Raw genomic sequence first — 11,526 nt, forward strand, 5'->3', positions numbered from 1 at the left:
ATCCGAGTTAGCCACCCCTGTTATAACCCAGTCCGCGTAGGCGGACTTTGTTTGTGTAGCAGCGATTTTAATCGCCGTGGTAAAAGGGGGTTACTCACCCTACCAAAAGGGCGGGTTTAGTTACATCAGGGTGACAACAAACGTTAGTAGTAAAACCCGCCCCTACAAAAGGGTGGATTTAGTGACATTAAGGTGACAAAAGATGTTATCCCAAATCAGGGTTAGCCACCCCTGTTATAACCCAGTCCGCGTAGGCGGACTTTGTTTGTGTAGCAGCGATTTTAATCGCCGTGGGAAACGGGGGTTACAAAGGCTTCCAATTTTAATCGCCGTGGTAAAAGTTGCAAAACATCTATGCGGGTAACGTCCAAATTAAATAGGATGCCCATATCGCCGCCACTACAGCCAGAATCACTAACCATAACGGATAATGGGCGCGACTGACTTTCCCATCTGATGTACTTAATGTTTCCACATCAATCCAAGGCGTCACCCCCCGCCGAAACCAACCCATTACTGTTACCGATTCACCGACTAAATCACTGGGGCGAGTTCCCAGAGGGAGTAAGTTACCCAGAGGACCTAAAATGGAAAAGTAATGCAGTTTCACTAACCCGCTATCCGTTTCAATAACTAAATCCACCCCTAACCAATTCTGCAATCCTTGTCGCCCTAAAAGTTTACCTGTAAATTCCACAGGTTGATGGGTAGAGGGGAACGCATTCGGATCAGCTAGCATTTGTTCCAAGCTGGGTTGGTGACGAATCGCCGCAGGTTTGATATCGGGAAAGTAGCGATTAATCCAGAGAATAATACTCAGGCTAAAGGCAATTAGGATACAAGCATCCAGAAATGACCCGGCGTTGTGTAACCAGATTAGCCGCCAGAATCCAGTTATCCACCAGCGAGATAGCCAGTCACTGAGAATACCGAGTAACCAGAACCCCACTCGCAACGCAACACCGACAACGAATCCGGTTAATAGAACACTTTGGAATAAGGGAAAGGCTTCATAACTGGCGATGAGTTTAGATAAGCGTGTTTTATTATCCCGTATTGGCGGTGGTGGTATGGGTAAATCTAATTCTGTACCTAGTTTCCAATGAAGCGCATAACGGGCGCACAAATGCAAGCGATCGCCTAATAGTGGATGCGCGGCTGTAATAATTAACCAGTGGCGGTAAGGGTTGGTACATTCCCACTCTAAAACCCGTTCAAAGGGGACATGGGGCGAACAACTGCTTAAGAGTAATCCTTGGCGGTATCCTACGGGTAAGACTAAATCAAAACTATCCCACAAGGGGCGGGTTTGTTCGGCTTGATGGATTGCATGACTCATCCCTAAGCCAATTTTCAATAGCGCCCGGGTTAAGCCATTGGGATTTCCAGTGGTTTCTATCGCCACGCGATCGCTATAGTAAATTCTAATCCGGGAAAACCACAGCAGGGGGAGGCGCAGTAGCCAGTAAGTAGCGTAACCTAAGCTGGAAATAATACTGGCAATTCCTAAACACAGAGGCGGTAACACTCGTTGGGTGGCGGGGTATTTGCGCCGAATCCACTCCGCTAACTGTTCTCCCCCTTGAGCAACATATAAATAGAGAAGATAGGGAAACTGGAGAATTAAGGTTCCCAGAGAACTTAGGATAAAGTCCCTGTTTACAATATGCCCTAACTGAGCCGCATAAATCGTGGCGACTTCATCTTCCGCTAGTTGTGATAAAAGTCCTTCACTGACGACAATTCGGGCGGTGCGCGGTAAATTCCCATAAGTTATCGCTAACGGCGCTTCTGTAGGTAAAATACCCAGCGTCGGTAACGGTAAACGGCGTTGACGACAAAACCGTTGAATCACTTTAGCCGATTCCGAGGATCGCGCCGAGAGTTGGCTGACGGAGAGGGGTTCTAATCCATACACCTGTCTTAATAGCCAATCCATTAACCAGGGAGAGACGATTAGCACCACAATCGCCAAGACAGCTAAAAGCTGAGTGGGATCACGGTAGAACCATTGAATCGGTGAGAATAGCGGCAATTGCACCAAAATCGTGTTGGTGGTTGCCATTAAGAACTCTAACCAGAAACCCAGCACCCAAGCAAACGCGATCGCACTTGCAATCCCAATTAACCCCAATCGCCTTAATTTCGGGCGTTTGAACGGACGCCAGTTTTCTGCACGCCCTAAGTTGCGAAACCGAGGGCTGGGGGAAAAGACAGAGGGCGCGGAAGGGGGTGTAAAAGCAACCGGGAGTTGGGATGAGGGTTGAGGAGATTGTTGGTTTCCCGGAGACTGTTGTTGCGATTTACCTCCTGTAAATAGGCGTTTAGCTGAATCGGTTAACCGTTGTTTAATCGTTCCCGGTTTGGTTGGGGAGGAGGGCGAGTTGAGGGGAACAAATCCGGTAGGATTCGCTGAAGTATCTTCTGCTGGCGTAAACCCCGTCTGATTGGCTGGAGGGGGGGATTCCGCCATCAGTTCCGGTAAGGTATTCGTCGCCCATTGTTGCACCTTGGGATTGAGATCTTGGCTGAGGCTTTGGCAAAGCGCGATCGCTTTTTGCGGATCACCGCTGCGGCGATAAGCCTTGACTAGGGCGACACTGGCGCGAGAAATAATGGCTTCGTCTAACTCAAATTCGCAGACACCTTCAAGATGTGCGATCGCCACATCGTAATTGCCCTGTTTGAGAGCTGCTAAACCTGCATCAAGGGAGGGATTGGGTACAGATGCCATAATCGTTTCATTCTACCCTGCTCTTTAACGATACGCTGTTCTGCCAGGAATGTTTCATCCGGCGGATAAATCGCGGGGGTTGTCTGATCCCGTCATTGTAAAGTTTTGTGTAAGGGTGGGGTTCACGTTTATCATTAAATGTAGGCAGTTTTTCGACAACGCTGACTTTAAATTCCGCGACTCAAGCGATTGATATCGATAATTTCGGAGTCCGGTATCAAAGTATTGATTTAGCGGGGACAAAACGACTTGAGGATTTGAGCGGTACAGGTTATACAGTTACTGTAGCACCAGGGGGTAGTAAGGATTGGGCAGAGGAGGATTGTCAAGATTGTCATCTTCGATAAGGAATTGTTGAATTCTAACTGCAATGCTATAAAAACATAACAACCTGTAGGGTGTAGGGTGTAGGGTGTAGGGGCGAGTCGCTGCACAAATGTTCGGTGCGAGAATTAACCTATCTCGACTCGCCCCCGTCTAAATGTGTGCGGTTTCAGATGATAACCGACGGAGGGCGACCCGATATAATTAAAGGCTGGGTAGTGTTAATTAAATTCGGCGGGTCGCCCCTACAGGGGGAAAAACCGATAAAATTAAGAATTGGGTGGTATTAATTGGTTACGTCTCTTTGCCCATACAGTGTTTTATATTAATCAAAAATAACCGAATTTTACCCGGTATTTCATAATCAGTGATACCCGAAACAGGGCGACCCGACATAATTAAGTGTTGGGTGGTGTTAATTAAATCCGGCGGGTCGCCCCTACAGGGGTGTGACTTGATAAAATTAAGAATTGGGTGATGTTAATTGGTTACGTCTCTTTGTCCCTACGGTGTTTTCCTTAAGTTGACACCAATGGACACGTACCCCTCCCCGCCGCCATATTCCTACGATGAATTCTCCTATTGTAGAAACTCTAAAGGAGGATCAGTCGTCTTCGCACCAGATGCCAATGACGACTCACAGTGGGAATTGTATAATGAATCAAACTGCCCAAGGTATTCCCGGTTTACCTGATCTCACTCATCCTCAAGAGTTAATTCAGTTTGGAGAACAGCTACTCAGTTCATTCCTAACCTTAGCCTTACTCGTTGGGGCGTTAGGAATTGTCATTGCCATGATTGGTGCTGCATTGCGCCGCACTCAACCGGAACAAGCTATTTTTATTGGCGAATGGCTTGTCCGCTATTCTCAACTTTTACGAGTATTGCTGCATGGAATAGTCGTCCTTGTTCTGTTAGTGGCAGGATTTTTTCTCTGTTCCACCTTGGGAAATCGTTACCACCATTGGGAACAAGCACAAGTGGCGGAAATTGCAGCGACTGTGGCGGGGGAACGGTTGGAACAATCTGCGCCGCAAGTTCGCTATATGGTAGAGGAACCGTTTACCTACAATCGACAAATTAATGGCAGAATTGTTCAGGTGGAGGATACACAAGAAGTCAGTCGCTTGTTAGCCTTGGCAGGTTCTGAAATTCAGGTGACAATTAATCAAATCCGCAATTGGCAGGATCAGACGAATCATTACCAGATTGACTTTACGGCTACGTATCAGGTTACTAATACTCTGGCAGAAACGCAAGAACTATTTTTTGAGATTTCGCCACCCTACGGTTATTCGTTATTACAAAATTTCCGAGTCGAACAGCAGGGGAGGCGACTCGAACCGACCAATCCGAATAACTATAGTTTTCCGTTGCGTTTAGAACCGGGGGAAGAGACGGAATTTCAGGTAACGTACCAAGCCCAAGGAGCGCCGCGCTGGGTTTACAATGCAGGAGGACAGTTACTGTCTAATTTTCGCCTCACCATTGATGCTAATTTTCCCCAAGCGGATTTTGCCAGTGGAATTATACCCACCCAAATGCAGGATCAGGGAGAGGGGACGGTGTTTACTTGGCTGTTTGAGGATAATGTGTCGGTTCGCAATCCGTTCGGTGTGTTTACCGCAACCAATCCGATTACCAATACAGGGGTAATTCCGCGTCTGTTGTTATTAGCGCCAGGATTATTTTTGTGGTGGTTATTGTTACTCTATCTCTCCCTACCCTTGAGTATACGGAATGTTGCGATCGCCGGGGGTGTATTCTTTGCGAGTTTGCTAGCCTTGACTTATTTTAGCCGGGTTATTGATGCAAGGTTAGCGTGGACAGGAATTTCGTTAGTGGTGTTGGTATTGGTTTGGGGATTAGGACGCGATCGCCAAACGTCACTAGCGGCGGTAGTATGTACGATCGCGGGTATGGTGTTACCGATTTTAGGATTACTTGTACCCTATAGTGGATTAACCTTGAGTCTGGCGGGATTGCTATCAATGGTATGGTTAGCCGTTCTCAATTGGTATGGTGTTCAATTGAAGAAATCCTAATTCATTAAGCAATTTTCAGGCTAAAGCCATTACGACAAACCTAATCAAATCCATCACTTGAGTGGGACATAATCATGGGAATTGGGTGTTTTCCCTAATTAGGGTAATAAAAATTACATATCTAGCAATCCATACCGTTTCTGAAGTTGTAGCAATTTCAGTCGCGCTTCTCCCGCATTATCGGCTAAATCAGCAAACTCTAAAAACCGTTTCAACTCTTTTTTAAGCAAATTCCGTTCTACCTCGAAGGTTTCTCGTCCTAAATCGGGAGGAAGAACAATCATATCAAATAAAGTAGCCCGTTCCTTATCAGGATGCGGACGCAAAATCCGCCCCCGTCGTTGAATAAACTGGCGGGGATTCCCACTACTGGCAAGAATAACAGCGGTTTGAATCGCTGGAATATCTACCCCTTCATCAAGACAACGAATTGCCACTAATCCTTGTAATTCCCCGGTTTCAAATTGACGACGCAGTTCTTCTCGTTCCGCTAACGGTGTATCTGCGGTATAGGTGTTAATTCGATATCCCAGTTCACTTCCCAATAACCGAGTCACGGCGGCTAATTGACGAGTGGTTTCCTGACTCACGCTGCCTTCAACCGTACCATCTCCACAATAAAATAAGGTATGATAGGTTTCTAACCGTTCTGCCATTAACTCTCGCAATGCCGTTAACTTATTTGCGGCTGACCCAATTAAACGGGCGCGTTGCATTAATAAGGCGGTTACCGTATCATTGTTCTGGATATCGATATCTTCATTATTCATTAGCGCCCAGCCAATGCGTTTAGTAAACTTAGCATAAGCGATGGATTCTGTTTCAGTTAATTCCACTAATATCGGATAATAGAGATAGTGAACTAACGCCCCTTGGTGAATTGCATCGGCTAGAGTTAGTTCAGGTTGCAAAACTGAGCCAAAATAACCTAATAACCCTTGGGTGCCTTCGTCATCAAAATAGCGTTCGGGTGTTGCGGATAGGGCAAGACGTAAGCCAATATTGCGGGGTAAACTTTCTTCTAAGCGTCGAGACCCCAAGTTATGGGCTTCATCACCGACAATTAAGGTTTTCGGGGGCAAGTATTTGAGTTGGGATTGTAACCCCTGTGTGATTAATGTGGCGTTGGTGGTGATAATGGTTAGAAAGAATTGATTGCCCGATTGTAGGTTATAAAGGGCAGTAGAGAGTTGATTTTGCCAATGGCGTACATTTTCAAACGCCAGAATCGGTTCTAAATTAAAAGTCTGACATTCTCGCGCCCATTGGGTAACCAGATGACGATAGGGACAAACAACCAGTAAGACTTGTAAACCGATTTGGTGATACAGTTGGGTTGCGATCGCGAGGGCGGTAATGGTTTTGCCACTCCCTGTTGCCATCTTCAGCGTACCGCGTCCCTGATTGCCAAACCAGTTGGTTACCGCTTGTTGCTGGTAGGAACGCAGGTGCAGTGATGGGGGTATCCGGGGACAGCCTGGTGATATCATGTCTTGAAGGCAGATGGTTCCAAGGGCAGATGTACCGTAGGGGCGCATGGCGTGCGCCCAATTTATCGAGGTGCGCCCGATTTAACCGTAAAATCTATTCCCCAATATTAGCTGCGTCACGCCAGTAGTCGGGGCGGGTTTAGTTACATCTGTGATGAGGTAAGACATGTTAGTAGTAAAACCCGCCCCTACACAAGCTTCAAGACGTAGCCTGCTACGTCTCTACAACGTCCCAAGCCTTTCCGCGATACCCAAAATTAAATAATTCCGGATGCAGAATTTCTGCCAAAATTTCTAACGAATCCACTAATCGGGGTCCGGGACGATTAAAATAGGCATTGCCGTCGGTAATATACACTTTCTGATTCCGTACCGCCTGTAACTCTGACCATTCGGGACGCTGTTTTAACTGCTGGGTTTCCTCACGGGTGCGCTCTAAATCAAAACCACAAGGCATAATAATCATCACCTGGGGGTCAGTTTTCAGTAGTGCATCCCATTCTAAGTACGGTGAATGCTTCCCCAAAGCGGCAAATAAGTGATGACCTCCAGCCATATCGACTAATTCGGGAATCCAATTCCCACTCGCCATTAACGGATCAGTCCATTCGATCGCGGCGACTGTGGGTTGATTGGCGAGGGAGAGGTTTTGTGTCTTTTGCTGAATGGTGTTGACACGAGATTGGAGTTGGTTCAGCAAGGGTTGTGAGTCTACGCCTAATGTAGCCGCTACTCGTTCAATATCTGCCCACACTTGGTTCAGTTGAGTCGGTTGTAAGGAAATCACGTTTGGCTGACTCTGGGTGAGTTCAGCAACCGCTTTCTCGACTTCTGGAAAATTGACTGCACAAATATCACATTGATCTTGAGTAACAATATGGGTGGGTTGTAATTGTTCCAGGATATCGGTTTTAATTTGGTAGATGCTCAGGGCGTCCTTGACTAAGCGACGTACATCCCGGTCAATTTGGGCGCTGGGTTTTTCGGCGTTCAGTCGCGCTTCGGTACAAACGGGGCGGTTTTGGATTTCGGGAGGATAGTCGCATTCGTGCGATCGCCCGACTATGGCTTCGGTTAAGCCTAATGCGGCGACTATTTCGGTGGCGCTGGGGAGTAGGGAGACTATTTTTAGGTCGGATGTTGGCATGATGGAGTGAAGATTTTATTTTTTCAACGCAGAGGAACGCAGAGGGGTACGCAGAGGGGCGCAGAGGATTTGAGAGGATGTGAGTGAAAATTTTGTAGAATTTGAGAAACGATAAGTTATCACCTGACAAGTTTGCTTTAGGGGGGAAAAGCACTCACTCGAAATTCATGAGGTTGAATTTGTTACTTTAACCGGATTTTTGTGCTAAAACCTGTACTATTATCCGATGCCAAACTTTAGGTGATTTAGTTCTAATATGAAAGCATTGCTCGTCTATCCCCTCTTTCCCAAGACGTTCTGGTCTTATGAAAAAATTTTGGAATTAGTTGATCGCAAGGTTTTGCTTCCTCCGTTAGGGTTGGTCACTGTTGCGGCTATTTTACCACAGACGTGGGAGTTTAAATTGGTGGATCGCAATATCCGAGCCGTCACCGAAGCGGAATGGGAATGGGCGGATATTGTGATTCTTTCAGCGATGATTGTCCAAAAAGGGGATTTACTGGCACAAATCCGGGAAGCCAAACGGCGAGGGAAACGGGTGGCTTGTGGGGGTCCTTTCCCCACCTCTGTTCCCGATGGGGTGCAGGAAGCGGGGGCTGATTACCTGATCTTAGACGAAGGCGAAATTACATTACCCCTGTTTGTCGAGGCGATTCAACGGGGAGAGGAGACAGGCATATTCCGTTCCAATGGGGAAAAACCGGATGTGACAACTACGCCAATTCCTCGGTTTGATTTATTGGAATTGGATGCTTATGATTCAATGTCGGTGCAATTCTCGCGGGGGTGTCCATTCCAATGTGAATTTTGCGATATTATTGTCCTTTATGGACGCAAACCTCGGACGAAAACTCCCGCCCAGTTGTTGGCAGAATTAGAGTATCTCTATCAGTTAGGCTGGCGGCGGGGTGTGTTTATGGTCGATGATAACTTCATTGGCAATAAGCGGAATGTGAAGTTATTGCTCAAAGAGTTAAAGGTTTGGCAAGCTGAACATCAGTATCCTTTCCGATTTAATACTGAAGCCTCTGTGGACTTGGCGCAAGACCCGGAACTGATGCAATTAATGGTTGAGTGCTATTTTGATGCCGTTTTTCTGGGCATTGAAACACCGGATGAGGATAGTTTACAGTTGACCAAAAAATTCCAAAATACCCGCAGTTCACTGGCTGAATCCGTGGATATTATTACTGAGGCAGGATTACGGGTAATTGCTGGCTTTATTGTCGGCTTTGATGGGGAGAAATCGGGTGCAGGTTCGCGGATTGTCCGGTTTGCTGAACAGACAGGAATTCCCACGACAACCTTTGCCATGTTACAAGCGTTACCGAATACAGCCTTGTGGCATCGGTTGGATAAGGAGGGACGACTCCGAGGCAAAGATGGCAATATTAATCAGACAACGTTAATGAATTTTATCCCCACGCGACCTTTAGAAGAAATTGCCAGGGAATATGTCGAGGCGTTTGGTCAATTATATGAGCCGCAGCAATATTTAGATCGGGTGTATCGGTATTTCCTGAAACTGGGAGAACCGAAGTGTAAACCCCCGTTTAAATTACCGAGTTGGGTGGATTTAAAGGCAGTGGCAATTGTCTGTTGGCGACAGGGAGTGAAACGGAAGACACGCTGGACGTTTTGGCATCATTTGTTTAGTATGATGCGGCGGAATCCGGCAGTTTGGGAGCATTATTTAATTGTTTGCGCTCACAATGAGCATTTTATGGAATATCGTCAGATTGTTAGGGATCAGATTGAGGGACAATTGGCGGAGTTTTTAGCACGGGAGGAGCAGTTGAAAGCCCCTACAGAGAATCAGAAAAATCCGGTAATTGTATAGAAAAAGACTCCAGGACAGAGGGCAGAAAGTTTATTACTGATAGGTGGTTGTTTCAGCCATTTAACTATTCCCCTGCTACTGGATTGACACAGCAAAAATGATGGATTAGATTTGCTGATTTTATGGGCGCAAAGCTTTGCGCCCCTACAATTTATGGATGTAATTCTAATTCATCTTGCAAAGGGTGTGCCACGCCACTACCCTTTTACATTATGGTGCTTCTGGTGGTTTTCTGCGCTTGATTGTCTTGGCTAGCTGTACCATGTCAGCGACGTACTGTGGAGTGGAACCAAGCTCAAAATTGGCTAAAAGCCATCGACCTTCATCCAATTGAGAGATTGTGTTCCATTCCAATAGCTGACCTCGACTGACAAATTCAGCCATAACGCGATCGCACCATTGTTCAAAGGTCTCGTTTTCCATAGATCCACCCTTAATTATCTATTGTCACTTGAACCTGATCCTGCCCAAAACTGAGGGGTTTCGCCTGTTCCGCTGTGCGGTTGGCTCGATGATATTGTTGATCATCATACCCAGAAACTGGCTGAGATGCTATCTGCGATCGCTTCAGACTCAATGAATGTCAGTTATTGTCTGTTATTGTTATTGAGAAGTCGGCGAAGACTGATCACCTTTTACTTGTAGCACTTGAGAACCGCTATACCACTGTTCATGACTCAAACCGCAATGATTTCAGATAACCTGTTTATAAAACTGGGCATCCAACCAAAGAAAAAGCAAAAAGCAATATACATCGAACTAAAGAAGATCTTCAGTAGCCAGATATTGAACCGCATCATACTCATATATTTAAAAAAGAGAATGTAAGGGCTGCCAGATAATAAAAAACCGAATGCGTACCCTAATAAATCAGAACGTTGTGGATCTTCCAGCGATAATCGAATAGCTTGCGATAAAACTGAATTGATTAAAACTAAACTAGCAGTTAAAATAATAATCAGAAGCAATTTAAGGACGTTGATTTTTAGGTGTTCGTTTCCTCGTCCTTCTTGTCCTTTGAACATGAGATAAACGATTAGGTGGCAAAGTACTGCTACAGGTAAAGACGTGATCAAATGGATGCTAAATATAAAGATACAGTACTTAATAAAGAACCAAATCCAACCAAAACCACTAGAGAAAACTCCAACTATTAGAATAATAAGAGCCAAACCAGTAATCGTTAACATGTATACTTTGAGATCATCCATAAATCTTGTTTTTAAGAACTGTATGCTTCATGTTGATAGGTATGGTCAAAAACTTATCAATCCTCGAATCTGGCAACTCGTAAGATAAACCCTGGCAGCACAGCTTCTCCAGACAATTCTGTAGGCAATGATCGGATTTCTTTTGCCTCACCCACTCGATAAATCTCTACCTGCTGATCTTGAGGATTAAACAACCAACCCAAACGCACCCCACTATCAAGATATTCCTGCATCTTTGTCTGAAGCATTTCTAGAGAATCACTTGGGGAACGCACTTCCAAGACAAAATCTGGGGCAATGGGAGGAAATTTTTGCCGTTGTTCAGGGGTAAGTGCCTGCCAGCGAGACAGTTCCACCCAAGCGGCATCGGGAGAGCGATCGCCTCCTCCGGGTAGCTTGAAGATGGTTGAGGAACTAAATACTTTGCCCAGTTGGGTTTCACGGTTCCATAAATACAGCTCCCCCCCTAGTTCAAGTTCTCGGTTTCCACTATTACCGCCGACGGGTGGCATGAGGATTAAACCTCCTTCAGAATTGCGTTCTATTCTCAAGTCTGGATTGGTAATACAAAGCTGATAAAATTGCTCATCGGTGAGATGAACGGTCTTAAGATCAAGGGTAATTGGTGGAGTGAGCATCGAACTCATTTTGTAGATCAGCGATCGCAAATAGTTAGGGGCTGCTGAATAAGTTTTGTGGTGGGGAGAGGGAATAGGGAATAGGCAATGGGCAATG

General features: G+C 45.9%; 8 protein-coding genes. 2 read left to right on the forward strand and 6 right to left on the reverse strand.

The features are described 5' to 3' along the window. Nucleotides 1–352: 352 nt before the first annotated feature. Nucleotides 353–2,734, reverse strand: a complete 2,382-nt coding sequence (locus RIE73_RS29060; RefSeq protein ID WP_446404477.1) for a M48 family metalloprotease — start codon at nt 2,732–2,734, stop codon at nt 353–355. 980 nt (nt 2,735–3,714) lie between these two features. On the opposite strand from RIE73_RS29060, the gene RIE73_RS29065 reads away from it, so the two are divergent. Continuing rightward, on the forward strand, nt 3,715–5,103 hold the full coding sequence (locus RIE73_RS29065; RefSeq protein ID WP_446404478.1) for a hypothetical protein: 1,389 nt from the start codon (nt 3,715–3,717) through the stop codon (nt 5,101–5,103). Nucleotides 5,104–5,216: 113 nt separating this feature from the next. Here the strand turns inward: RIE73_RS29065 and RIE73_RS29070 are convergent, their stop codons facing one another. Together RIE73_RS29070 and RIE73_RS29075 are read right to left on the reverse strand one after the other, a co-directional pair. Next, nucleotides 5,217–6,593, reverse strand: a complete 1,377-nt coding sequence (locus tag RIE73_RS29070) for a DNA phosphorothioation system restriction enzyme (protein ID WP_446404479.1) — start codon at nt 6,591–6,593, stop codon at nt 5,217–5,219. A 214-nt stretch (nt 6,594–6,807) separates the two neighbouring features. After that, nucleotides 6,808–7,740, reverse strand: coding sequence for a cobalamin-binding protein (locus tag RIE73_RS29075; RefSeq protein ID WP_446404480.1), 933 nt, complete (start codon nt 7,738–7,740; stop codon nt 6,808–6,810). 256 nt (nt 7,741–7,996) lie between these two features. Here RIE73_RS29075 and RIE73_RS29080 point away from each other — a divergent pair, with 256 nt between their 5' ends. After that, entirely contained in the window at nt 7,997–9,580 is a 1,584-nt protein-coding gene (locus tag RIE73_RS29080; RefSeq protein WP_446404481.1) for a B12-binding domain-containing radical SAM protein, read from the forward strand. A gap of 210 nt (nt 9,581–9,790) precedes the next feature. On the opposite strand, the gene RIE73_RS29085 is transcribed toward RIE73_RS29080, so the two are convergent. The 3 genes from RIE73_RS29085 to RIE73_RS29095 all read right to left on the reverse strand — a co-directional run bounded on the left by RIE73_RS29085 (nt 9,791) and on the right by RIE73_RS29095 (nt 11,429). Then, complete coding sequence (locus tag RIE73_RS29085) at nt 9,791–10,003, reverse strand: hypothetical protein (protein ID WP_446404482.1); 213 nt, start codon at nt 10,001–10,003, stop codon at nt 9,791–9,793. A 254-nt stretch (nt 10,004–10,257) separates the two neighbouring features. Beyond that, entirely contained in the window at nt 10,258–10,791 is a 534-nt protein-coding gene (locus RIE73_RS29090; RefSeq protein WP_446404483.1) for a hypothetical protein, read from the reverse strand. A gap of 56 nt (nt 10,792–10,847) precedes the next feature. Continuing rightward, nucleotides 10,848–11,429 (reverse strand): Uma2 family endonuclease, encoded by a 582-nt coding sequence (locus RIE73_RS29095; protein WP_446404508.1) that lies wholly within the window; start codon nt 11,427–11,429, stop codon nt 10,848–10,850. Nucleotides 11,430–11,526: the final 97 nt, after the last annotated feature.

The organism is Coleofasciculus sp. C1-SOL-03, from assembly GCF_040220555.1.
GTDB lineage: Bacteria > Cyanobacteriota > Cyanobacteriia > Cyanobacteriales > Coleofasciculaceae > Coleofasciculus.

Excerpts from the sequence above, each read along its gene's own strand:
- RIE73_RS29065 (WP_446404478.1), top strand. The coding sequence starts at position 3,715 with ATGAATCAAACTGCCCAAGGTATTCCCGGTTTACCTGATCTCACTCAT.
- RIE73_RS29070 (WP_446404479.1), bottom strand. The coding sequence starts at position 6,593 with ATGATATCACCAGGCTGTCCCCGGATACCCCCATCACTGCACCTGCGT.
- RIE73_RS29095 (WP_446404508.1), bottom strand. The coding sequence starts at position 11,429 with ATGCTCACTCCACCAATTACCCTTGATCTTAAGACCGTTCATCTCACC.
- RIE73_RS29075 (WP_446404480.1), bottom strand. The coding sequence starts at position 7,740 with ATGCCAACATCCGACCTAAAAATAGTCTCCCTACTCCCCAGCGCCACC.
- RIE73_RS29060 (WP_446404477.1), bottom strand. The coding sequence starts at position 2,734 with ATGGCATCTGTACCCAATCCCTCCCTTGATGCAGGTTTAGCAGCTCTC.
- RIE73_RS29080 (WP_446404481.1), top strand. The coding sequence starts at position 7,997 with ATGAAAGCATTGCTCGTCTATCCCCTCTTTCCCAAGACGTTCTGGTCT.
- RIE73_RS29090 (WP_446404483.1), bottom strand. The coding sequence starts at position 10,791 with ATGGATGATCTCAAAGTATACATGTTAACGATTACTGGTTTGGCTCTT.
- RIE73_RS29085 (WP_446404482.1), bottom strand. The coding sequence starts at position 10,003 with ATGGAAAACGAGACCTTTGAACAATGGTGCGATCGCGTTATGGCTGAA.